The 21,984-nt window shown below is 59.8% G+C and carries 18 protein-coding genes and 1 pseudogene; 11 read left to right on the forward strand and 8 right to left on the reverse strand.

Going from position 1 to position 21,984, the window contains the following annotated elements; genetic code table 11:
• The first annotated feature begins 5 nt into the window (after window positions 1-5).
• Together AC07N8_RS17200 and AC07N8_RS17205 are read left to right on the forward strand one after the other, a co-directional pair.
• Entirely contained in the window at window positions 6-704 is a 699-nt protein-coding gene (locus AC07N8_RS17200) for an ABC transporter permease subunit (RefSeq protein ID WP_483843321.1), read from the forward strand.
• Window positions 704-1,711, forward strand: coding sequence for a DMT family transporter (locus AC07N8_RS17205; protein WP_493144966.1), 1,008 nt, complete (start codon window positions 704-706; stop codon window positions 1,709-1,711). Before AC07N8_RS17200 ends, AC07N8_RS17205 begins: the two co-directional genes overlap by 1 nt.
• Here AC07N8_RS17205 and AC07N8_RS17210 read toward each other — a convergent pair.
• Window positions 1,667-2,152: pseudogene (locus tag AC07N8_RS17210) on the reverse strand (TetR family transcriptional regulator C-terminal domain-containing protein); the annotation flags it as partial. The gene AC07N8_RS17205 and the pseudogene AC07N8_RS17210 sit on opposite strands and share 45 nt — an antisense overlap.
• 128 nt (window positions 2,153-2,280) lie before the next feature.
• Here AC07N8_RS17210 and AC07N8_RS17215 point away from each other — a divergent pair.
• Window positions 2,281-3,339 carry a M14 family zinc carboxypeptidase gene (locus AC07N8_RS17215; protein WP_493145107.1) on the forward strand — a complete coding sequence of 353 codons (1,059 nt, stop codon included), beginning with the start codon at window positions 2,281-2,283 and terminating at the stop codon, window positions 3,337-3,339.
• A gap of 39 nt (window positions 3,340-3,378) precedes the next feature.
• On the opposite strand, the gene AC07N8_RS17220 is transcribed toward AC07N8_RS17215, so the two are convergent.
• Window positions 3,379-4,326: a Dyp-type peroxidase gene (locus AC07N8_RS17220; RefSeq protein ID WP_493145109.1), complete on the reverse strand. Its 948-nt coding sequence runs from the start codon at window positions 4,324-4,326 to the stop codon at window positions 3,379-3,381.
• A 14-nt stretch (window positions 4,327-4,340) separates the two neighbouring features.
• Window positions 4,341-5,267, reverse strand: a complete 927-nt coding sequence (locus AC07N8_RS17225) for a LysR family transcriptional regulator (protein ID WP_493144968.1) — start codon at window positions 5,265-5,267, stop codon at window positions 4,341-4,343.
• A gap of 156 nt (window positions 5,268-5,423) precedes the next feature.
• Between AC07N8_RS17225 and AC07N8_RS17230 the strand changes: the two genes are divergently transcribed.
• A complete protein-coding gene (locus AC07N8_RS17230) occupies window positions 5,424-5,963 on the forward strand; it encodes a carbonic anhydrase (protein WP_493144970.1) in 540 nt (179 codons plus the stop codon).
• 67 nt (window positions 5,964-6,030) lie between these two features.
• Window positions 6,031-6,411, forward strand: a complete 381-nt coding sequence (locus AC07N8_RS17235) for a RidA family protein (protein ID WP_483843305.1) — start codon at window positions 6,031-6,033, stop codon at window positions 6,409-6,411.
• A gap of 48 nt (window positions 6,412-6,459) precedes the next feature.
• Here AC07N8_RS17235 and AC07N8_RS17240 read toward each other — a convergent pair whose 3' ends face one another.
• On the reverse strand, window positions 6,460-8,172 hold the full coding sequence (locus AC07N8_RS17240) for an amidase (RefSeq protein ID WP_493144973.1): 1,713 nt from the start codon (window positions 8,170-8,172) through the stop codon (window positions 6,460-6,462).
• Between the two features lie 303 nt (window positions 8,173-8,475).
• Between AC07N8_RS17240 and AC07N8_RS17245 the strand changes: the two genes are divergently transcribed.
• On the forward strand, window positions 8,476-8,811 hold the full coding sequence (locus tag AC07N8_RS17245; RefSeq protein ID WP_483843307.1) for a hypothetical protein: 336 nt from the start codon (window positions 8,476-8,478) through the stop codon (window positions 8,809-8,811).
• A 287-nt stretch (window positions 8,812-9,098) separates the two neighbouring features.
• Window positions 9,099-10,277 carry an N-methyl-L-tryptophan oxidase gene (gene solA / locus AC07N8_RS17250; RefSeq protein WP_493144975.1) on the forward strand — a complete coding sequence of 393 codons (1,179 nt, stop codon included), beginning with the start codon at window positions 9,099-9,101 and terminating at the stop codon, window positions 10,275-10,277.
• A 7-nt stretch (window positions 10,278-10,284) separates the two neighbouring features.
• On the opposite strand, the gene AC07N8_RS17255 is transcribed toward solA, so the two are convergent.
• Together AC07N8_RS17255 and AC07N8_RS17260 are read right to left on the reverse strand one after the other, a co-directional pair.
• On the reverse strand, window positions 10,285-10,581 hold the full coding sequence (locus AC07N8_RS17255) for a DUF7693 family protein (protein WP_493144977.1): 297 nt from the start codon (window positions 10,579-10,581) through the stop codon (window positions 10,285-10,287).
• A 93-nt stretch (window positions 10,582-10,674) separates the two neighbouring features.
• Window positions 10,675-11,244: a thioesterase family protein gene (locus AC07N8_RS17260; protein ID WP_493145111.1), complete on the reverse strand. Its 570-nt coding sequence runs from the start codon at window positions 11,242-11,244 to the stop codon at window positions 10,675-10,677.
• Between the two features lie 105 nt (window positions 11,245-11,349).
• On the opposite strand from AC07N8_RS17260, the gene AC07N8_RS17265 reads away from it, so the two are divergent.
• Together AC07N8_RS17265 and AC07N8_RS17270 are read left to right on the forward strand one after the other, a co-directional pair.
• On the forward strand, window positions 11,350-12,315 hold the full coding sequence (locus tag AC07N8_RS17265) for a GlxA family transcriptional regulator (RefSeq protein WP_493144979.1): 966 nt from the start codon (window positions 11,350-11,352) through the stop codon (window positions 12,313-12,315).
• A gap of 38 nt (window positions 12,316-12,353) precedes the next feature.
• On the forward strand, window positions 12,354-12,743 hold the full coding sequence (locus AC07N8_RS17270; RefSeq protein WP_493144981.1) for a c-type cytochrome: 390 nt from the start codon (window positions 12,354-12,356) through the stop codon (window positions 12,741-12,743).
• Between the two features lie 810 nt (window positions 12,744-13,553).
• On the opposite strand, the gene AC07N8_RS17275 is transcribed toward AC07N8_RS17270, so the two are convergent.
• Complete coding sequence (locus AC07N8_RS17275; RefSeq protein WP_493144984.1) at window positions 13,554-14,357, reverse strand: hypothetical protein; 804 nt, start codon at window positions 14,355-14,357, stop codon at window positions 13,554-13,556.
• Window positions 14,358-14,692: 335 nt separating this feature from the next.
• Here AC07N8_RS17275 and AC07N8_RS17280 point away from each other — a divergent pair, with 335 nt between their 5' ends.
• On the forward strand, window positions 14,693-20,248 hold the full coding sequence (locus AC07N8_RS17280) for a DUF7379 domain-containing protein (RefSeq protein WP_493144987.1): 5,556 nt from the start codon (window positions 14,693-14,695) through the stop codon (window positions 20,246-20,248).
• Between the two features lie 60 nt (window positions 20,249-20,308).
• On the opposite strand, the gene AC07N8_RS17285 is transcribed toward AC07N8_RS17280, so the two are convergent.
• Window positions 20,309-20,980: a class I SAM-dependent methyltransferase gene (locus AC07N8_RS17285; RefSeq protein ID WP_493144989.1), complete on the reverse strand. Its 672-nt coding sequence runs from the start codon at window positions 20,978-20,980 to the stop codon at window positions 20,309-20,311.
• Between the two features lie 152 nt (window positions 20,981-21,132).
• Between AC07N8_RS17285 and AC07N8_RS17290 the strand changes: the two genes are divergently transcribed.
• Window positions 21,133-21,954 (forward strand): SDR family oxidoreductase, encoded by an 822-nt coding sequence (locus AC07N8_RS17290; protein WP_493144991.1) that lies wholly within the window; start codon window positions 21,133-21,135, stop codon window positions 21,952-21,954.
• The last annotated feature ends 30 nt before the right edge of the window (window positions 21,955-21,984 follow it).

Genomic DNA, 21,984 nt, shown 5'->3' on the forward strand with positions numbered 1-21,984 from the left:
ATGAAATGATTCCAGCGTGGATAGTTGAATACGCGGCGCTGTTGGGCCGGGGGCTGCAAACGACCATCACCATTTTGTTGATTTCCAGCGTGTTCGGTTATGCGCTCGCGGTGCTGGTGGCGCTGGCGCGGATCTCGAAGAACCGGGTGATCGCCAAGGTCAGCCTGTTCTACACCAGCGTGACCCGCGGTACGCCGTTGCTGATCCAAATCTACATCTTCTACTACGGCCTCGGCAGCCTGTTTGCGCAGTTCCCGTTGATTCGCGGCAGCTTCCTCTGGCCGTACCTGCGCGACGGTTACTGGTACATCGTGTTTGCCTTGGTGGTGTCGGTGGGCGCCTATGTCGGCGAAGTGATTCGCGGCGGGCTGCTGGCGGTGCCCAAAGGTGAGATGGAAGCCGCGTCGGCGTTTGGCATGACCCCGCGCCAGTCGTTGCTGCGGGTGCGTTTGCCCAGGGCGTTGCGTCTGCTGTTGCCGACGCTGGCCGGGGAGACGGTGATGCTGCTGAAGTCCACCGCACTGGCCTCGACCATTGCCATTGTCGATCTGTTGGGCGCCGCCAATGTGGTGCGGGCGCAAACGCTGCAAGTGTATCAACCGTTGCTGTTGGTGGCCGGCGTGTATGTTTGCCTGACGTTCATGATCGAAGCGTTGTTTGCCTTTGCCGAACGGCGCGGCACGCCCGTGCGCAGGTCGGTGTAATGAGTACGCCACGGATTGTCGACCGGTCGTTGCAAGGCATTGGCCTGTGCACCTTGGGTTATACGTTCCTGGCCCTGCAGGACGCCGCCATCAAGTGGCTGGTGGCGGATTATTCGGTGGTCAGCATTCTGTTCTGGCGCGCCCTTGTGGTGGTGCTGGCCTGTCTGTTGGCGGGGCGCTTGCGTCTGGTCCAGCGCGCCTGGCACTCGCCGAGCCGACGCTTGCTGGTGGTGCGCGGATTGTTGTCGATTGTTGCCTGGGTGCTGTATTACACGGCGGCCCGGGACCTGACCCTGGCGGAGATGACCACGCTGTATTTCTCGGCACCGATCATGGTCACGGTGCTGGCGGCGGTGATTCTCAAGGAGCGCGCGAGCGGCTGGCAGTGGTTCAGCCTGATCATCGGTTTTGTCGGCGTGATCATCGCTTGCCGCCCGAGCAACCTGGTCGATCCGGTGCCGGTGGTGCTGACGTTGTTGGCGGCGATGTGCTGGGCGTTCACCTACATTCAGTTGCGCCAGGTGGATGAGCAGACGTCCGTGCTGGAGCAGATGTTGATCACCAACGTGGTGTTCGTCATTTGCATGGCGGTGGCGTTGCCCTGGACCTACACCCCGGCCCCGACCCCGGCCTGGCTAGGGATGCTCGGCGCCGGACTGGTTGGCGGCATTGGCCAGTTTCTGCTGTTCGCCAGTTTTCAGCGGGCCACCGCTACCTTGCTTGCGCCGTTCGAATACACCGGCCTGATCTGGGCGTTCCTGTTGTCGAGCCTGATCTGGGGCACGCTGATGGACGTGTCGCTGATGGTCGGTGCCGGGCTGATCGCCGTCAGCGGCACCCTGGCGATGATCTTCGGCCGTCATCCCTCACAAGACGTCGTCGGTGCTGAATGCTCCGTGTCGCAGCCCCTTTATCCAGCAGCGACAGATGTGGAGGCCGTTGGCGGGGCTAAAAGTTTCGGGGTTCAGGCACCACTCGATCCAGAGTCCGTCGAGCATCGCCGATAAACCGATGGCGGCCAGGCGCGTGTCGTGGATCACGAAGCCTTCGCTGGCGGCCATGTCGTCCAGCAGTTGGCGGAGCAGATCGAGGTAAGCGCGGTAGCTTTTTTCGTGGGACTGGCTGACATGTTCGGAGTGCCGGATCAGGCTCCAGAACACCACCCAGACCCCGAGCAATTGCGGGTCCATGACTCGAGGCGAGAACGAGCCGGTGAGGAACGCGTCCATCTTCTGCGCGGGTGTGCCGGCCCGCTGGATTTCCTGGAGCAGGGCAGTGGTCAGTTCGCTGGCGATCTTTTGGTAGGTGTCGGCAATCAACGCATCAATGCTGCCGAAATGGTGATTGAGCAACCCCACGGACACGCCGGCCTCGGTGGCGATGCGGCGCACGGAAATCCCGGCGTGACCGTCGCGCACCAGGCAGCGCAGGGTGGCGGCCACCAGCATTTCGCGACGCTCGTCCGGTTCGGCGCGGCGGTTTTTTGTGGAGGGGATTGTCAAAAGGAATCCTTGGGTGCGTTGCCTGGTGGCGAGCTTAGTTGAACGTGCGTTCAATCTCCAGTTCGACCTGGGCAATGTGTCGGTTTTTAACGTTCGTGACGCAGGAGGACAAGCAGATGGCGCAGGATGTTTCGTTCAGTGTGCGCAACAACAACGGTGACGCGGTGCAGGTCAGCGCGTGGCGCTACGGCGGCAATGGCAGCGGTCCGACCGTGCACCTCCAGGCCGGAGTACATGCCGATGAGATCGCCGGGATGCTGGTGTTGCATCTGCTGATGCACAAGCTTGAAATCGCCCGGGCCCAGGGTCGTCTCAACGGCAGCGTGACAGTGGTGCCGCAAGCCAATCCGCTGGGCATCGGGCAGTTTCGCCAGGGACGCCTTCTCGGTCGTTATCACGACGCTACCGGGCATAACTTCAACCGCGGGTTCGACCAATCGGCCGCCATGACCCAACCCTCGACCAATGTCCAGGAATGGCAAAAGAAACTTGTTGAGCTCGCGGCCCCGGCAGACGTGATGCTCGACCTGCACACCGATGACGAAGCATTGCCCTACCTCTACGTTCACCGCCGTTTCTGGCCCCGTGGCCGCGAACTGGCCGCTGCGATGAAGATGGACGTGGCGATCATCTGGGATGACGGCGGCGATGGCTCTTTCGAAGAGACCATCATTGCGCCGTGGCTGCGCGACGGCGGCACCGAGCAGCGCATGGCGGCGACGCTGGAGTTGCGCGGGCAGGGTGACGTCAGCGACCGCTTTGCCGAGCAGGACGCCGAAGGGTTGTACGTTTGGCTATGCGGCTGCGGGGTCATCGATGAGGCGCAGGCACCCGCTGACTGGCCCGTCGAGGCCATGGAAATGGGCCACATGGAAACCATTCTGGCGCCGCAGCCCGGCGTGTTGATCTTTGAAAAAGAACTGGGGGATTTCGTCGAAGAAGGGCAGCGCTTTGCGCGGATACTGCGGCGACCGGGCGATCCATCGTCCGAGGTGGTTTTGGTGGCCGAACAAGCGGGGCGCATGGTCACCCGCTATCGCGATCGGCTGGTGTCGCAAGGCATGGTGGTGGCGAAATTCACCGGCAGCCGGGTCTCGCGCAACTGGAGCGGCGGGTTGCTCGATCCGAACTAACAGTGGGCAGCCGTCATGGATGACGGCTGCGTCTGAGGCCTAAGGCTTGCGGTCCGCCAGTTGTTCCAGCAAGTCGGCCGACGGGATGAAAAACAAGCCGCCAGTGACCGCGGTGCTGAAGTCCAGCAAGCGGTCATAATTGCCCGGTGGTCGGCCGACAAACATGTTCTCCAGCATCTGTTCAAGGGGCTCGGGTGAACGGGCGTAGCCAATGAAGTACGTGCCAAACTCGCCCGCACCGGGTCGGCCAAAGGGCATGTTGTCGCGCAGGATCTTCACTTCTTCACCGTCCTTGGTAATCGTCGTCAAGGCACTGTGCGAAGACGTCGGTTTGACCGCGTCATCGAGCTCGATGTCGGACAGTTTGGTTCGCCCGATAATGCGCTCCTGTGCCTCGACCGACAGCGAGTTCCACGCGGTCATGTTGTGCAGGTACTTCTGCACCAGCACATAGCTGCCGCCACTGAACGCCGGATCTTCATTGCCCACCAGCGTGAAGTCGAGCGCCTTGCGGCCGACCGGATTTTCGGTGCCGTCGACAAAGCCAATGATGCTGCGCATATCGAAATAGCGAAAACCCTGCACTTCATCGACCACTGAGATGGCGTCTGCGAGGGCGGCGCGCAGCTGCGTCGCCAGTTCGAAACAGAGGTCCATCCGTTCAGCCCGAATGTGCAACAACAGGTCGCCGGGGGTTGCCATCGCGTGACGTCCCGGCGCACCAAATTCGCGAAAGGCGTGCAGTGAGGCCGGGCGAGGGTTGCCGAACAGGCTGTCCCACGCGCTGGAGCTGAATCCACAGATGCACGACAAATTGCCCGAAGGCACCCGTTTGCCCACCGAGCGTGTCAGGGCCGCGATGTCTGCGCACCAGCCCCGCACTTGATCGGCAGAGTCATCACCGGGCGCCAAGGTTGCCACCATGAAAATCGCACTGCTGGTGATGGGGCTACAGACCGATTGAGGCTCTGGCGTTTGATTGTTCATTGGGGTCAGGGGTGTCATTTGAGCTCCGGTCCCGAGGCATTCAAATACGCGGCATCGCTGCCGAGCGTGGTGGCGAGAAAGTCGGCGAACGCACGCGCCGCCATGCGCGTCGTGCGTCCCAGTGGAAAGTAGGCGTGTACGGGCAAGTCTGCCATTTTCCACTCCGGCAGCAATTGCACCAGATCACCGCTGGCCAGTTCCAGGGCGCTGGCCCAGGACGTCGTTGACACGATGCCGAGGCTGCCGGCGGCCGCAGCCAAGGCGCCTGCGGTGTCATTCGTTGAAAACTGTGGCGTGAGATCGACGGAGGCAACGTTACCGTCACGTTCAAACTGCCAGGACGAGGCCTGCGCACCGGCCGGACCACCGACGATCCGGTGATGGGCAAGGTCGCTCGGCAGGGTTGGGGTTCCGTGGCGCGCGAGGTAGGCCGGGGACGCGACGATCACCCGATGCATGGTGCCAATCAATTTGGCGGTTCCAGCGAGGTCAGGCAGGTGCCCGACACGGATGCCGACGTCGACGGCTTCCTTGACCATGTCCTGCCATTGGTCTTCCAGCAGGAACTCCAGGTGCAGCAAAGGATGGCGTTCAGTAAATGCCGCCAGCCTCGGAATGACCACGCGAATGCCCATCGTCGACGGCATCCCGATGCGCAGCAACCCGCGTAACTCGCCGGTCTCGCGCACGCTGTTCTCGGCATCGTCGACGGCGGCGAGGATCGGCTCCATGCGCGCCAGAAATTCCAGTCCGGCTTCAGTCGGCACCACCGCCCGAGTGGTACGCGACAGCAGCCGTGCGCCCAGGTTGGCCTCCAGTTCGGCAATCATTCGCGACACCTGCGACTGCGCCAGCCCGCTTTCACGCGCGGCCGCCGAGAAGCTGCCGAGCCGTGCGACGCGGGTGTACAGCCTCAGGGAGAGGATGTCTTTCAAGGGCATGGCAGCGTTCCTGTTGTGGCGAGCAAAGGCATTAATGCTGATTCGAGATAAATCTTAGCTTGATTCGACGGCTACCGGAGGATCTGGCCGGGCGGGATAGTGAGACACCTGCTGCCGCAACGCGGCTAATTCCACAGCTGATTGATGGAGATGACCATGGACTTCCTACAGACCCTGACCCAACGCAATGTGGCGTTCGCCGCGGACGGTTTCGCTGCCGATTTGAAGATCATTCCTTCGCAACAGACGCTGATCCTCGGTTGCGTCGATCCCCGCGTCGACCCGATGGATGTGCTCCAGCTTGAGCCCGGTGAGGCCGCGGTGATCCGTAACGTCGGTGGCCGCGTGAACCCGGCGCTGTTTGAGACGATGGCCATTCTTGGCACCGTTTCGCGTGTTGGCGGCGCGGCAGTGGGGCAAGGCTGGAACCTGATCGTTCTGCACCATACCGATTGCGGCATTCGCGGTTGCTACCACCATGCGCCGCAATTGCTGGCCAAACACATGGGCGTCGCTCCACAAGAGTTGGCGGCGCTGGAAATTGATGATCCCTATAAGGCAGTAGCCATCGACGTGGCAGCACTGAAGGCCAATCCGAACCTGCCGGGTGGTTTCACGGTGACGGGGTTGGTGTACGACGTGACGACCGGGCTGATCGAAACGGTGGTTCCTTCAGGGTTGCTGCGCCCCGAGTAATGGAGATGGATGTAAACTGCGCGCCTGATACGCAACAGCCCCTTTTCACCTCAAGCGCGAGAACCCCATGGCTAACCAAGACATCACGTTCATCCCTGATCCAGACCAGGATTCCATCTCCTCCGACGTTGCCGGTTTTGGTGGGCTGTTGGTCTCCACTCAGATCCCAACCCGCGCTGACGGCAGTCTGGAACTGGGCGGCATCGTCGAGCAGAGCGAATGCACGCTGCAAGCGCTCAAGTCAGCACTGGAAGGTGCCGGCAGTTCGATGGATCGGGTGTTGCACCTGACCATCTACCTCACCGACATGGCCGACCGCGCCGCGTTCAACGAAGTCTACAAGCGTTTCTTCGCCAAGCCTTGGCCGGTTCGCGCCGCTGTGGGCGTGGCCGCTTTGGCGGTCGAAGGCATGCGTGTGGAAGTCACCGCGATGGCGGCGAAGGCCTGAATGATTGAGCGGGATTGAAGGCTGTAGCTTTCCAATCCCGCTCAATGTTTACGGCTGGTTTGGCAGCGGCGGGGTGCGCGGCGGGATCATGCGTTTCGACCCGGTGGCTTCAAACGCCGACGCCAGGCGCAGCAGCGACGAATCGTCATAAGCACGACCGGCGAACGTCAGCCCGACGGGCATGCCGATGTCCGGCATCACGCCCATCGGCACGGTGACCGTCGGAACGCCGAGGTGGCGGATGGCGAGGTTGCCGTTGGCGACCCAGATGCCATTGCTCCAGGCAATGTCCGCAGATGCCGGATCGACATCGGCATTCGCCGGGCCAACGTCAGCAACCGTCGGGAACAGCACCGCGTCCAGCCCCAAGCGATCCATCCATTCCTCAAGATCGATACGCCGCGTGTGTTCCAGCCCGCGCAGGCCATCAGGCACCGTGGTGATCTCGTTCCACGGCGTAATCCCGCGCTCGGCCATCCGCACATATTCGTCCATGCCGGCCGCCAGGTCGCCCTCACGGTTGGGCAGCGTGCCGGGGTCGTGCGGGAAAATCAGCGGTCCGTCGACGTCGACCAGGCGGTTCAGTTTCGGGTCGCCATTGGCCTGAAGGAAATCATCGAACGCCCAGGCCGTCAGGTCCCACAACTCATGGTGCAGGAACTCCTTGGAGACGATGCCGCGATTGAACACGGTCGGCGCACCCGGACGATCGCCTTCGCAATTGGAGACCAGCGGGAAGTCGACTTCGACGACTTCGGCGCCGGCCGCTTCGAGGGCCTTGCGAGCTGCTTCCCAAAGACCGATCACCGAGTCGCGGGTGTTGATGCGCTGCCCGGTCGGCCCGCCGATACCCGGTGCCTTACTGGTGCCCGCTTCGAGATCTTTGTTGATGTACATGCGCGGCACGCCAAAACGCTTGCCGGCCAGTGCCTTGGGTTGCGCGGCCAGTTCATGGTAGGAGGCAGGACGCACCGAAGTGACACTCGGAATCGGCACCCAGGGTTGCATCCGCCACAGATCGCCGCGGGTGTCCGGGTCTTCTGCCACGACCACGTCGAGCACTTCAAGCAGGTCCGCCATGGTCCGGGCAAACGGCACGACGACGTCCATGGTCGGCGTCAGCGGCCAGTTGCCGCGCACCGAAATCACCCCGCGCGAGGGCGTATAGGCGCACAACCCATTGTTCGACGCCGGGCCGCGTCCACTCGACCAGGTCTCTTCCGCAAGGCCAAATGCTGCGAAGCTGGCGGCGGTTGCAGTGCCGGCACCGTTCGACGAGCCCGAGGCGAACGGCGCGGTGAGGTAGTCCGCGTTGTACGGGCTCTCGGCACGGCCATAGACCCCGCGCTGCATGCCGCCATTGGCCATGGGCGGCATGTTGGTCTTGCCCAGGCAGATGGCGCCGGCACCGCGCAGGCGTTCGATGGTGAACGCATCGCGATAGGCAATCAGGTTGGCGAAGGCCGGACTTCCGGACGCGGCGGTCAGCCCCTTCACCAGATAACTGTCCTTGGCTGTGTAGGGGATGCCATCGAGCGGGCCCAGTGTCTCGCCTTTGGCCCGGCGGGCGTCGGACGCTTGCGCTTCCTGGAGCGCGTCGGGGTTGCGCACCACCACCGCGTTGAGAGCGGTGGATGTGTCGGCGCCGTCGTAGGCATTGATCCGGGCGAGATAAGCCTGCACCAACTCGACTGCCGTGGTCTGGCCGGATTCAAGCGCAGCACGCAGTTGCGCAATGGAAACCTCAGTGACTTCAATCATGCTGTGACCGCCGGCGGCTGATGGGAGACGTGGAATTCAGGGGCATCACTTATCTGAAAACGGGTGTTCATATTCGATTCTCATTGCACTGCATGACGCGGGGCAGGGGCTGGACGGGTGACCTGAGCGTTGCATTTTGGCATTAAGCCGGTGGCAGAGGAAACGCCGTCTCGGGCAAGTGAAACTAAATCGGGATAACACCGGCGCAAGTTTTTTGTAGGTGGTACCAATTGGCCATCATCTCCATTAGAGTGTGCGCCGCCCGAGAGACGGATCCCGGGCACATTCTCATGGAGTTTTTCAGTGAAGTACCTCAGTAAAGTTGTTGCCGTTGCTCTGTTCGGTCTGGTTTTGGCGGGTTGCACCGGTGCCCCGATGAAAACCCAGCACTATGAAGCCAGCCAATACACTGTCATCGGCCACAGTGAAGCAACTGCCACCGGCCTGTTGCTGTTCGGCGTCATCCCGATCCAGCAGAACAGCCGTTTTGTTCGCGCGCAAGACGCAGCGATCAAAGCCAAGGGCGGCGACGCGATGATCAACACTCAAGTGCAGGAAAACTGGTTCTGGGCCTGGGTCCTGACCGGTTACACCACCAAGATCTCCGGTGATGTGGTCAAGCTGAAAAACGTTCAGTAAGCGCAGAACCCTGCCGATTGGCGGGGAGGCATTGACGTGAAAAAGCCCGGTTTGGCCGCAATTTTGTTCACTCAAGAAAATCTTGAGACAAACGCAAACGTGTGGCGAGGGAGCAAGCTCCCTCGCCACAGATTCGGTGCGTGAACAGCATCACGGTTTATCCGGGCTTTTTCGTGGGTGGCGTTTGGCAGCAGATGCGCGACTGAATAACAGGTTGAACGCAACTTTGGTCCCATGGCCTATGCTGACGGTTTTTCGACAAGCCGTTAACGGACCAGGGGGCATGGATGGAACATCGGTGTGAAGTGGCGGTACTTGGCTTGGGCGCGATGGGGGCTGCCACGCTGTACCAGTTGGCAAAAGCCGGGATCAAGGTGACTGGCGTCGACCGCCACCATCCGCCTCACACCCAGGGTTCGAGCCATGGCGATACGCGGATCACCCGCCTTTCGGTTGGCGAGGGCGCCGAGTATTTGCCCATCGTGCGCAATTCTCACCGGATCTGGCGGGAACTCGAAGCGCTGTCCGGCGAGTCGTTGTTCGAACAGTGTGGCGTACTGGTCATGACCTCCAGCCCCGACTATGACGCAGACGATCAACACGACTTCACCCACCGCACCCTTCGTCTGGCGAAAACCCATGGCATCGAGCATGAAGTGTTGTCGGCCGAGCAGATTCGCCAACGCTTCCCGCAGTTTTCTCCTGTGCTGGACACGGCTGTCGGCTACTTCGAACCGAGCGGCGGGTTTGTCCGGCCTGAGCGTTGTATCGCGGTGCAACTCAAGCTTGCCGAGGAACGTGGCGCGACGCTGTTCAAGGGTGAAACCGTTCTGCAGATCACCTCGGATGAGCGCGGCGTCACCGTCATCACCGACCAGCGTACGATCCTCGCCGACAAAGTGGTGATCAGCGCGGGCATGTGGTCGGCAGGTTTGCTCGGCAAGCCGTTCGACCGGTTGCTGAGGGTGTGTCGCCAGAAGCTGTTCTGGTTTGAGTTGGAGGAGGGCGCCCGGTTTGCACCGGTGTCACCGACCTTTATCTGTTATCACGGTGCCGGCGATGAAGCCTCGAACTACGGCTTTCCACCGTTACCCGGCGAGGGCAGTCTGAAGGTTGCCACGGAGCAATATCGCGAAGAGTCCTCACCCGATACGCTGGACAGAACCGTCAGCGACGCCGACGCGCGAGCCATGTTCGACACCCACGTGCGCGGCAAGATTGCGGGTGTCAGCTCGCGGCTCGTCAAGTCGGCGGTATGTACCTATACCGTCACCCCGGACAGCCATTTCATCATCGATGAACATCCGACACTGAAAAACACGCTGGTGGTTTCTGCCTGCTCGGGGCATGGCTTCAAGCACTCCGCGGCATTGGGAGAGGCGTTTGCGCAGTGGTGCATTCGGGGCCACAGTGATCTGGATTTATCGGCGTTTTCGTTGAAGCGGTTTGAGAAGGCTATGGGTTGAGGCTGCGTCAGCTCCCGGTCAGTAGCCGCTCGACCTGAGCCAGTTCCCACGCGCTGAGAAAACTGACCGGGTCGGTGCCGAAACGTTGCCAGCTGTCGAGATCACCCTCGCGGCCATCGGGGCTGTGGCAACGTTGGCACCGACGCAAATGGACGCCGTCGACGTCGAGGGTCAGGCGCCAGCCTTCGATGTCGATCTGCACCTGGCCGGGCCCGGAAGGTTCATCGAGGCGCCGCAAAGGGTGGATGCCCAAGGCGGCATCGCGCAATGTCTGGTAAACCTCGCGGGCGGTGAGAGGGGGCACAGGTGTCTCCAGTGAGCTATGGGGCAGGCGCTGATGTGTTCGGCACAGGATAAAGACTGCGCCGGAGGCTGTCAGCGGATACCCCGCAGTTTCCTAGGCGACGGTGTGCGGGTGCCGCGTCGATTGACCCTCTTCCTCCCGGAGCTGAGCGCTCATGTCGTTGCAGCTTTGTGACCAGTCTGTCAGCCATGCCGGCATCGGTGGCGACTGCTCCGCCAATCCTAGCTCCCGGGCAAATTCACCCGGTGCAACCGTGCTTTTGCCCGCGCGAAACAGACCGCGCATCACCACCACGCCGACCACCTGTCCTTTGCTCACGAAGCGGTGCTCCATAAAGCTCCACTTATCGTCCCAGCCCAGCATCCGCGTGTGGATCTGGAACGCTTCGAACAGCCGCAACTCACGACGGAATTTGCCCCAGGTGTCGCCAACGATCGGCACCGCCTTGTGACGCAACGCCACACGAAATGCCCCGCTGCGCAGCACATAATCCATGCGCCCGATATCGGCCAGGGTGAAATAGCGTCCATTGGTGACATGACGGTTGAGGTCGAGATCGAGCGGCCAGACGCGCATCTGCACAACGGTGGTGGTCATCGCGCCGACCGGCTTGCGCCACGGACGACGAAACAACATGAGGAACAATCGAAACCAGAGATTCATAAGTACGCCGATGATTGAGTGACCGGTGCACTGTAGGCAGCAGAGATCGAGTAAGGTAGGTGCACAAATGACTTTTTTCATGCGATATGCGCATTCGGATCATTTATGCACGTCACGCTTTTACTGGCCAATCAATGCTCTGCCGCCAGCGCTACGATGGCGCTGGAAGTGCTCAGCGCCGCCAACCTGTTTGCGGACACTGCCGAGGCGCCGTTTCAAGTGGTCATTGCCTCGCTGGACGGTGAAGAGGTTGGCGCGTGGGGAGGACAATCGCTGCGCGTGGACCGGTCCATCGACCAGATTGCGCGAACCGATCTGGTGCTGATCCCCGGTTTCCTCTTCACCCTGAAGGACGCCTTGCCGGCCTTTGGTGCCTATGGTCCATGGCTGCGTCAACAACACGCCCGGGGCGCGGTGGTCGCGTCGATGTGTACGGCAGCGTTCATGCTGGCCGAAGCGGGCATGCTCCACGGCATTCGGGCAACCACACACTGGGCCTTTGCGGACTTGTTTCGGCGTCGCTATGCCGACGTCTGCCTGGAGGACACGCAGATTATCTGTGAGGACAATCGCGTGGTCACCAGCGGCGGAGCGAGTGCCGCCATGGATTTGTTGCTGCACCTGGTGCGCCGGTTCGCTTCACTGGAACTGGCGCAGAAATGCGGCAAGTACTTGCTGGTCGACAGTGTGCGCAGTGAGCAGTCGGTGTATGTGATGTGGTCATTGCCGAAGAACCACGGCGACGTCGACATCCTGCAGGTTCAAAACTGGCTGGAACAACACTTCGACCAGCCACTGCTGATTGATGAAGTCGCCCGGCAGTTCGGGTTTGGCGTCAGAAACTTCAAGCGGCGTTTCAAGGACGCCACGGGGTACACGCCCATCACTTACCTGCAAACGCTGAGGCTGGAGAAGGCAAAACAGTTGCTGGAGACCACCCGAATGACCCAGGACAGCATCACGTACGCCGTGGGCTACGAAGATGGCAATTCTTTCCGTAGACTTTTCCGCCAGCGAGTCGGTTTGCTGCCGGCGGCCTACCGGAAGAAATTTCAACCGGGTGCGCATTGATTCTCTCGCGCCGGGCCATAAAAGATTAGGAACAGAAGATGAAGAAAGCCGCCGTACTCACTTTTACCTTGCTGCTCACTGCAGGGCTGCCCAGTGTCCAGGCACACGCGGCCGGCGATGCTGAAGCGGGTGCGACACTGTTCAAACGAATTTGCGGGGGCTGTCATCAGGTCGGGGAGTCGGCGCGAGGTTCATTTGGTCCGCAGCTCAACGGCATTTTTGGCCGGCACTCCGGTAGCACCACGGATTACCAGTATTCCGACGCGATGAAATCCGCCGGCATCGTCTGGACCCGTGAAACACTGACCGCATACCTCGAAGCGCCGAAAAAAGTGGTCCCCGGCACTCGCATGATTTTCTGGGGGCTCAGTGATCCGGAGAAGATCGAAAATTTGCTGGCTTACTTGCAAACTTTTCAGCCGCAGTGACGCATTCCGGCTTTTATTGCGCAACCTGTTGAGGCAACTATCGATTGTGGAATCAACCGTCGTCCGGAAGGTCATGCGCTAATTCAAGCATCTTTTCCCACATTTCTATTTGTTCTGTTTTCTCTTCATGTCTGTAAAAGTAGATTAATTTTTTTATGACTTCTTTGTTATGTCTTGCGATGTTGAGAGCTATGTGCAAGAGGATGCTGTCATGCTCCTCTCCCGTGTTGTCTTTGTAGATTCTCATGGCGAACCAATACAGGTGTTCGGCGAATTCTATTACCCACTGCACCCCATGCAGCCCCGGTATTTCGGTTGCGAACTGGGGATAGAGTATTTTTTCAAATGTTTGTGTGCGGAGGTTTTTCAGTATTTCCGTGGAGGTTTCCTGAGTGAGTTCCTTGTTTTTTATCAGGTTGTTGATTTCCTCGTTGAGTTTTTCAAACCAAGGGCTCTGTGTAATGAGGGGGTTACATCATAGGATGAATTTGCCTGGCCTCGAAATACGGGTGTGGGAGGGAATAATGGTGGGTCGTGACGATGCTTGGTGATTTCAATGCCTAGCTGTTGCCATTGATGAAGGGCGACCCATGCATGCCATGGTGAGTCCATTTTGATAGTTAATTTTTCTTGCGCCAAAAAGTTAACAAATAGCTTGTTGATATTGTTTTTATGTTTGTTGAGGCGGTTTTGAAATTTTTTGTCTACGGTTTTTGGGACATGCACATCGGGCCCAGTTGTTCCAGGTTGAGGTTGTGATAGTCAACATAAAAATCTTTTTCCCAGTTTCCACTGTTCATGATCAATCCCTCACCCCCGCGGATCTCCTGGCAAATAATGCCCCGTTACCTTGAAATACGCTGCAGATGTCCTGTCTCCCGGCGCACCGTCTACCTTGACAAATATTCCCGGGAACGTGTTGAGCCAGCGCTGCAGGTTTTCTGCCTTGGCCTCGGCCTCAGGGTTGCCCGGCCTGGTGGCCGAATATTCAACGATGATTGGGCCGTCCTGCGGAGCAGGAGAGGGCTGATCCGGGAAATCGATATAGCCATTCTCAGCCATGCGCCGTAGCAACACCGCTGCACCGCATTGCGCCGACTTTGCGGTCTCCGACCAAGTACCGTCACCCACATACTTGCCGCCTTGGTAGTGGTTGCTGAAGCTCCACAGGTAGGGCGTCAGCACATGGGGGTGATACAGCCGATAACCGATGCCGTTATACAACTCCAGTTGATAGAGCGTACCGGGCAGCGTCCAGTCGGTCCTCGCGTTCTGCTTGCGTAGCGTCAAGGCATCAACGGCACTGGTTTCCCACGTGAAAGGCGGTGGACCAAGAGGCCTGCCTGCGGGCACGTGGACCGTGCGTGCTTTCAACGGGTCGCCATTATGCAAGTGCTTTTGGAAGTTTTGGCTGGACTCCATGTTGTGTACGACTGCGATAAAACCCCACGGAATGTCCATGCTTTCGGCCACACCCTGATACTGTTCGCGGTGTTCGTAAAGACTGTTTACCAGTGCATTGACGTCATTAAAACGTGTCGGGTTTATCAGGCAGCTATTAAACAGCTGCTCATATTCCATTTTTAGCGCAGGGGTAAGGCTGAGTTTGGCCATGGTCTATACCTGCTTCACTTCATGGTTTTGAATGGTATGAGTCCAACCCGGAGGATAGCGAGTTCCTGGAATAGAGATGGAACTGAAGAGAAGTAGCTATTTAGCCCTCGGTCGGCTTGGCTAGCATAGCGTGTACTTCATCAAGTTCCAGTCGGGTTATCTGTTTTGTTTGTTATCGGCTTTATGTGTGTCAGGACGTTTACACATAAACGTGTTTTTCATCGGATTCAAACTTTCGGCTCTAACGTATTTAGCGAAAAAGTATAAATGTGCCTGCGTGCTCGCCTATTGTGGATGAACACTATTACGAATAGCTCGCGCCAGGGATATAAAAAATGAGCATTACGTTTGTTGTTTCGGGCCATGGGAATAATGCCTCCAACAGCGGTGCAATGTTGCAACTGCCTGCCGGATTAACCGAGGGTACGGTGAGGTATTCAGTTCAGGTTGCGGTGCGTCGTGGTACCGGTAGCGAAGTATCCCTCAACGTCGATCCGGAAAAAGACGTAATGGCTGTGCATATCGCCAACGGCCCCGTGCTGATATTGAATCCGGAGACCGCGCGCGAATTGTTTCTTTCACAGCAGAGCTCAGCATCTCGCGGCGCTCAGGGCACTGATAGTGTGCGCATACCCGTGCAACTGGCATGGGATGGCCAGGACGAAATCCAGGGGCAGACCCGCGGCCCCTCGCGGGGGCCGCTGGGCAAAGTGCTGGTGAAGCTGATTCAGATCATCACCGGTGTTGGCAAGGACTCCGTCGCGAATGCTGCCGCCACGCTGGCAGCGGACAGGGTCGACAAGCAGGTTGACCCAGGTCTCTACCGGCTCAATGCCAAGGTGCTTGACTCACTCAAGGGCAGCGCGCCGGCCACCGGGATCGTCATCGACGATAAACCGCTGTTGGTACTGTTGCATGGCACCTTCTCCAATACACAGGGCACCTTCGGAAAACTCTGGACCGGCCATCCGTCGAAGGTCGTGCGAATCTTCGGCGCCTACAGCGGCGTCTATGCACTGGACCATCCAACCTTGACCGCCAGTCCCATTCAGAACGCGATGGAATTGGCCAACGCGTTGCCCAAAGGCGCGGTCCTGCATTTGCTTTCGCACTCGCGGGGAGGGTTGATCGGCGAGGTACTGGCCAAAGTCTGCAGTGGCGGTGCGGATCTACTGCAAAGCTTCGAGGACCTGGCCAAGGGCGATGAGTACAAGGCTCAACGCGAAGACCTGCAACTGTTGATCAGTCTGGTCAGCGACAAACGGATCAAAGTCTCGCGTTTCGTGCGGGTAGCCTGCCCTGCACGCGGTACGCTGCTGGCGTCGAACAGGTTGGATGCCTACCTTTCGGTGCTCAAATGGAGCATGGAACTGAGCGGCGTGCCTGTGGTGCCCGAACTCATCGATTTATTGGCTGAAGTGGCCCGCCGTCGCTCCGATCCATTGCTCATGCCCGGGTTGGCCGCACAGATGCCCGACAGCCCGCTGGTTCAGTGGCTGCACCTGATTCGTGCGCCGGTCGACAGTGAGTTGCGAGTCATTGCCGGTGACATGGAAGGGGACTCGGTAGTCAGTTGGCTCAAGACCTTACTCTCTGACACTTTTTTCTGGACCGATAACGACCTGGTGGTGCAAACCAGCTCGATGTACGGCGGTGCGCCGAGGGCCAGGTCGGCGAGTTTCCTGCTCAACCAGGGCGGCACCGTTTCGCACTTCTCCTATTTCAGCAACGAGCGCACCGCGTCAGCCATTGTCGAGGGCCTGACGCTGGACGAACCAAGGGATTTCACGCCCATCGGACCGCTGTCCTGGCAAGGCCGGGATGCCAGTGGACGGCGCGGTGGAGGCAGCGACATACCTGCGGCGCAGAAGCCGGCGGTATTCGTGTTACCGGGCATTCTGGGCAGTAATCTCAAAGCAGGCGACCGACGTATCTGGCTGGGGCCCTGGTTAATCAATGGCCTCGATGAACTGAGCTACAAGCAAGGCATGGAGGACGATGTAGAACCCGATGGCGCAGTGGGCATGGTCTACGAGGACTTGATTAAATTCCTTGAGGCAACACACCAGGTGATTGTGTTTGCTTACGATTGGCGCGTGCCGATGGAACGGGAGGCCAAACGACTCGGGGATGCCGTGGAAAACGCGCTCGACGCCAGGTCCGCTACGCGGCAACCGGTAAGGATGCTGGCGCACTCGATGGGCGGCTTGCTGGCACGGACGATGTTGCTCAAGTGCCCGCAAGTCTGGGCGCGAATGATGGCCGATCCACAAGCTCGGCTGTTGATGCTTGGCACACCCAATGGTGGTTCCTGGGCACCGATGCAGGTGCTGTCGGGGGACGATACCTTCGGCAACAGCCTGGCGTTCGCCGGGGCGCCGTTTACACCGCAGAAGTCCCGGGCACTCATGGCAACCTTTCCCGGATTTATTCAATTGCAGGCCAATCTGCTCGACCCGGTGCTCAACCTGACCGATGCCGGGGTCTGGGCCGATCTGTCCAGCAAGGACCAGCAGTGGCTGAAGGCGCACAGCTTTTGGCACAAGCTGCGCATCCAGCAGGATTATTACGACTGGGGCGTGCCAAGCAGTGATGTTCTGAAGGTCGCGGCAGCGTTGCGCAAGGCATTGGATGATCAGGATCTAAGCGCCTGGAAGGACAAGCTGTCTATGGTTGTGGGCGAAGCGAAATTTACCCCCGATGGGTATACCGTCAGTGCCGAAAAGGGTTTCGGTTATCAAGATGCGGAGGACGGCGGCGATGGCAGGGTAACGTTGCACAGCGCTCTGTTACCTGGGGTGCAAGCCTATCGATTGGCCTGTGCTCACGGTGACTTGCCAAAGCAGAGTGCGGCATTTCCGGCATTTCTTTCCTTGCTGCAAACCGGTCGTACCACCGAACTCACGGTGTTGGATCAGGCAGTCAGCCGAGGTGGCGTCCCTCAGCGGTCGTTGCCCTACGTGACGAGCAGGCCGGTGCGCGGTGACCGGATCACTCTGCCGGTCAGCGTCGAGGATGTCTTCACATTGTACAGCCCGACGATCACCCCGACTGCGCGCGAAGAACTGCCGCCGCTGCCCGTGACCGTGATCAACTGCAACCTGAAGTTCACCCGCGATCCGCTGATCGTCGGTCACTACGCCAGCGCCGGCCTTACTGGCAGCGAACGGGTAGTCGATGAAATGGTTGGCGGCTTGCTTGGCGATGCCTTGAAAATGAGCCTCTACCCCTCGGCTCCTTGCAGCAATCAGGTGTTCATGAATATCGCCGCGAATGGCGAAAATCCACTGCAACTGCCGCGTCCGGAAGCGGTTGTCGTGGTGGGCCTGGGACAAGAGGGCAAATTGAGTTCCAACAACCTGCTGGAGACGGTTCGCCAGGGTGTTCTGGCCTGGGCCCAGCGCCTGGCCGAACAGCACCGCGGTGCACCGGTGCAGTTCGAAATCGCCGCTGCGTTGATTGGCAGCGGCGGGGCCGGTATGTCCCCGGGGCAGTCAGCGGGGTTAATTGCCCAAGGGGTACGCGACGCTAATAACCGGCTCAAGCAGAAGGGCTGGCCGACTGTCAGTCACCTGCACCTGACCGAACTTTACCTGGATCGCGCCACCGACGCCTGGCGCGCCGTGCAGGTGCTGGGTGTGTCACGGCCAAAAGATTTCCTGGTGACGCCGACCATCAAGTCCGGCACCGGATGGCTGCGTCGGCCGCTGGAGGGCGGCTACCGAAGCACTCGCTACGACTTCATTTCCGCCGTCACGCAGTACGATGAAAATCAGCTGCCGATGATTGCCTATACCCTGGACACTCGGCGCGCCCGCGCCGAAGTGCGGGCGCAGTCGATGCAAGTGGCGTTGCTGCATGAGTTGGTCGGCGCCTCGTCCAACCAGCCCTCCGCCGGCGGCGCTATCGGTCAGACCCTGTTCAAATTGCTGGTGCCACTGGAGATGGACGCTTACCTCGGTGGCACCACGGAAATGCAAATCGAGTTGGACAGTTCCACGGCGGCCATCCCCTGGGAGTTGCTCAATACCGAGCGTGATCCGGATCGATCCACCTCAGAAGAACAGGTCCCCTGGGCGATCCGCAGCAAACTGCTGCGCAAGCTACGGACCGAGAGCTATCGTGAACAGGTGCTGGACGCCACAACCGACGCCTACGTTTTGATCATTGGCGAGCCGGTCACCGATATCACGCGCTATCCGAGACTGCCTGGTGCGCGTGCCGAAGCCCACGCCATCACGGCCCTGATGGAAAACTCCCTGCCGACTGGCAAAGTGCATTCGTTGATCGCCGAGGACACCGAACCCAGCGTCACAGTCGATGCCTTGGCAGTGACCAGTGCCTTGCTGGCTCACGACTGGCGAATCGTGCATATCGCGGGCCACGGTGAGCCGCCCAAGTTCCAGGCGTTGCCCTTGTCGGACATTGATGCGCCGGCCCAGGCAGGGGAAACCCAGCCCAAGATGCTGGATCCGCGGGGGATCGTATTGTCCAACAACATTTTCCTCGGCCCGCGAGAGATGAAAAGCATGCGCGTGGTGCCCGAGCTGGTATTCATCAACTGCTGTTATTTGGGGGCGATCGACCCGACCCAGTTGTTGAAGACGGCGCACCTGAGTTACGACCGTACTCGTTTCGCCGCTACGGTGGCCGAGGAGCTGATCGCGATGGGCGTGCGTTGCGTTGTCGTCGCGGGCTGGGCGGTGGATGACCGGGCGGCCAGTCTGTTTGCAACCCAGTTTTATAGCCAGTTGCTCAACGGCATCAGATTCATCGATGCCGTGGCATCGGCGCGCAAGGAGGCTTGGCGGGCGGCCCCGGAAAGTAATACCTGGGCAGCTTTCCAGTGTTACGGCGACCCGGACTGGGTGTTCGCACGCGTACAGGAAGATGCCAATCAACCTGCTGCTGCACCCGACCAAGGCTTCGACAGCATCGCCTCACCACAGGCCTTGGTACTGGCATTGGAAATCGCCATCGATGACAGCCGCTACAAGAAGGTACCCAAGGTGCAGGTCATCAACATGATCGAAATCCTGGAAAGCCGTTTCGGCCACCTATGGAACGAGATGGGCGCAGTGTGTGAGGCGTTCGCTCAGGCCTGGGCCGAAGCCGGGGAAACCGAACGGGCGATCGACTGGTTCGAGCGCGCCATCGGTGCCAACGACGGCGGTGCCAGCTTCAAGGCCAGCGAGCAGCTGGGCGATTTGCGGGCACGTCGAGCCTGGTTGCAAGTGAATGCCGCGGCGAAAAAATCCCCCCAGGAGTTAAGTTCGGCGCTGAACTCGGCGCGCAAGCAGACGGGTGGTGCGATCAATCTGCTGACCCGCGTGTGCAAGTTGCAACCGACCTTGGGGCGTATCAGCCTTTGCGGTACGGCGTACAAGCGACTGGCCTGGATCGAGGTGCTGTCCAACGACCCGCAGGCAGAGAAAACGGCCTTGCAAAAGATGGAGGAATATTTTGCCGAGGCTGAGCAGCGTGCCACTGTCAGTGACCCGAGCCGCGCCTATGAGCCGGCCCTGGAACGCGTCGCTGCACATCTGTTTATCGCTGCGCCAGCGTCAGTCGAAGCTGACATCCTGCGAGTCCAGGCGCAACTCAAGCCCTGGGTGGAAAGCAGTCCGGATTTCCAGAATGTGGCCGCGTTGATCCTCTCCGGTCTTTACCTGGCCTTGGCAAACGGCAAGCTGAAGATCAATAGCGCCCGGCTGCTCAATGAGTTTGCTGATTTGAAGCGCAGAGTGCCGGCCGTGCTGAAGTGGCGAGAGGTGCAGATGCAGGTCGATTTCGTTTTGGACCGCTACACGTCCAAGGCCGGTAAAGCGGAAAAATCGGCAGTGACGGCGTTCAAGGAAAAGATGATGGATTGGGTGATCGCGCAGGATTGAAGTGCTCGATCGCCTCGAACGTGAATCCGGCGCTCACGCGCCCCGGCTCATTGACGGCTATCACTTCGGCCGCTCGGCCACCAACAGCAACGACTGCGGTACCGGGCTTTGCGGGTGCTGCGGCTCCTGCAAGGCAACCAGCCGAAAACCGGCCATGTCCAGCGCGTTGAGCCAACTGGACAAGGTGCGAAAGTACCAGGGCATGGGTTGCCACTGCCCCTCGAACCCGGCGAAGGTCTCTTCCCGCCAACCATCCTGATAATCGCCGGCCGCTGCGGTCCACGGATGCAGCGTCTGGATCACCAGCGTGCCGCCAGGGACGAGCAGGGCGTTCATGGCCGCGAGCAGCGGGATGATGTCCTGGTGCAGCAGTGCGAAGTTGGCGCAGATCAGGTCGTAGTCGCTGCCGACGTCGACCTTCGCCTCCGCCAATTCTTCATAACTCGCCACATGGACTGGCGAAGATCCCGCCGCCCGCGCCGCCTCGACCAGTGTTGAATCACCGTCCACGCCGACCGCCTCGATGCCCCGGTCCGCCAGCGCACGCAACAACCAGCCCTCGCCACAACCCAGGTCGAGCACGCGCTCAGGCTGACGGCCCATCACCGCCAACAGAATGGCCTGGTCGGTAACCTGCTGGCGGCTTTCGATGGCGCCGGTCCGTATGGCCTCGATCCAGGATCGGGCGTTGTGGTGCCAGCTTTGGAGGAGGGTGGATTCGGGGGCGGGCATGTTGATGTCCGGAGCTGTGGATTGGATGAGAGGATAGAACATGTGCTTTACGTTAGGGATGCTAGTGTCTGCTGTCGGGTGTGGGCTCGATCGGTCGTTCGGGTTCGTTAACGCTTTGCATGCATCAAACCAAGGGAGCCTCAGGATCATTTATGGACAATAAACTCACCTCAAAGACAGCGATCATCACAGGGGCAGCCCAAGGAATCGGCGCCGCGATTGCACAACTCTTCGTGCAGGAGGGCTGCTTTGTTTACGTCACGGATATAAACGACGAACTCGGCAGAACGCTTGCAGACACTCTCGGTGATCGTGCCAGTTATCTGCGTCTTGATGTGCGGCGGGAAGATGATTGGCAGCGAGTGACCGCGCACATTTTGAAGGAGCGCGGCAGGCTGGACGTCCTGGTGAACAACGCCGGGATTACCGGGCTTGAAAAAGGTGCCGTGCGGCACGACCCGGAACATGCGCGACTGGAAGACTGGCACGCCGTGCATCAGACCAATCTCGACGGTGTATTCCTCGGTTGCAAGTACGCCATCCGTTCAATGCGAAATACAGGATCAGGCTCCATTATCAATATCTCCTCTCGCTCAGGCCTGGTCGGCATTCCGGGCGCTGCAGCGTACGCATCGTCCAAGGGCGCGGTTCGCAATCATACAAAAACGGTGGCGCTCTACTGCGCCGAGCAAGGCCTCACAGTTCGGTGCAACTCGATTCATCCGGCAGCCATCCTCACGCCAATGTGGGAGCCGATGTTAGGCACCAACGAAGGTCGTGAAGGACGAATGGCCGCACTGGTCCGGGATACTCCGCTTAGACGGTTTGGCATGCCCGAAGAGGTGGCAGCCATGGCGTTGTTGCTCGCCTCGGATGAAGCGACGTACATCACTGGCAGTGAGTTCAATATTGACGGCGGGCTATTGGCAGGTTCGGCGGTGACGCCAACTCAAGTGGATGACGGCGCAGACTAGCGCCGTGCATGGAGGGTCGAACTCATCCGA

The organism is Pseudomonas sp. GW821-FHT10C09 (assembly GCF_059415465.1).

Excerpts from the sequence above, each read along its gene's own strand:
- AC07N8_RS17200 (WP_483843321.1), top strand. The coding sequence starts at position 6 with ATGATTCCAGCGTGGATAGTTGAATACGCGGCGCTGTTGGGCCGGGGG.
- AC07N8_RS17205 (WP_493144966.1), top strand. The coding sequence starts at position 704 with ATGAGTACGCCACGGATTGTCGACCGGTCGTTGCAAGGCATTGGCCTG.
- AC07N8_RS17215 (WP_493145107.1), top strand. The coding sequence starts at position 2,281 with ATGTGTCGGTTTTTAACGTTCGTGACGCAGGAGGACAAGCAGATGGCG.
- AC07N8_RS17220 (WP_493145109.1), bottom strand. The coding sequence starts at position 4,326 with ATGAACAATCAAACGCCAGAGCCTCAATCGGTCTGTAGCCCCATCACC.
- AC07N8_RS17225 (WP_493144968.1), bottom strand. The coding sequence starts at position 5,267 with ATGCCCTTGAAAGACATCCTCTCCCTGAGGCTGTACACCCGCGTCGCA.
- AC07N8_RS17230 (WP_493144970.1), top strand. The coding sequence starts at position 5,424 with ATGGACTTCCTACAGACCCTGACCCAACGCAATGTGGCGTTCGCCGCG.
- AC07N8_RS17235 (WP_483843305.1), top strand. The coding sequence starts at position 6,031 with ATGGCTAACCAAGACATCACGTTCATCCCTGATCCAGACCAGGATTCC.
- AC07N8_RS17240 (WP_493144973.1), bottom strand. The coding sequence starts at position 8,172 with ATGATTGAAGTCACTGAGGTTTCCATTGCGCAACTGCGTGCTGCGCTT.
- solA (WP_493144975.1), top strand. The coding sequence starts at position 9,099 with ATGGAACATCGGTGTGAAGTGGCGGTACTTGGCTTGGGCGCGATGGGG.
- AC07N8_RS17260 (WP_493145111.1), bottom strand. The coding sequence starts at position 11,244 with ATGAATCTCTGGTTTCGATTGTTCCTCATGTTGTTTCGTCGTCCGTGG.
- AC07N8_RS17265 (WP_493144979.1), top strand. The coding sequence starts at position 11,350 with ATGCACGTCACGCTTTTACTGGCCAATCAATGCTCTGCCGCCAGCGCT.
- AC07N8_RS17270 (WP_493144981.1), top strand. The coding sequence starts at position 12,354 with ATGAAGAAAGCCGCCGTACTCACTTTTACCTTGCTGCTCACTGCAGGG.
- AC07N8_RS17275 (WP_493144984.1), bottom strand. The coding sequence starts at position 14,357 with ATGGCCAAACTCAGCCTTACCCCTGCGCTAAAAATGGAATATGAGCAG.
- AC07N8_RS17280 (WP_493144987.1), top strand. The coding sequence starts at position 14,693 with ATGAGCATTACGTTTGTTGTTTCGGGCCATGGGAATAATGCCTCCAAC.
- AC07N8_RS17285 (WP_493144989.1), bottom strand. The coding sequence starts at position 20,980 with ATGCCCGCCCCCGAATCCACCCTCCTCCAAAGCTGGCACCACAACGCC.
- AC07N8_RS17290 (WP_493144991.1), top strand. The coding sequence starts at position 21,133 with ATGGACAATAAACTCACCTCAAAGACAGCGATCATCACAGGGGCAGCC.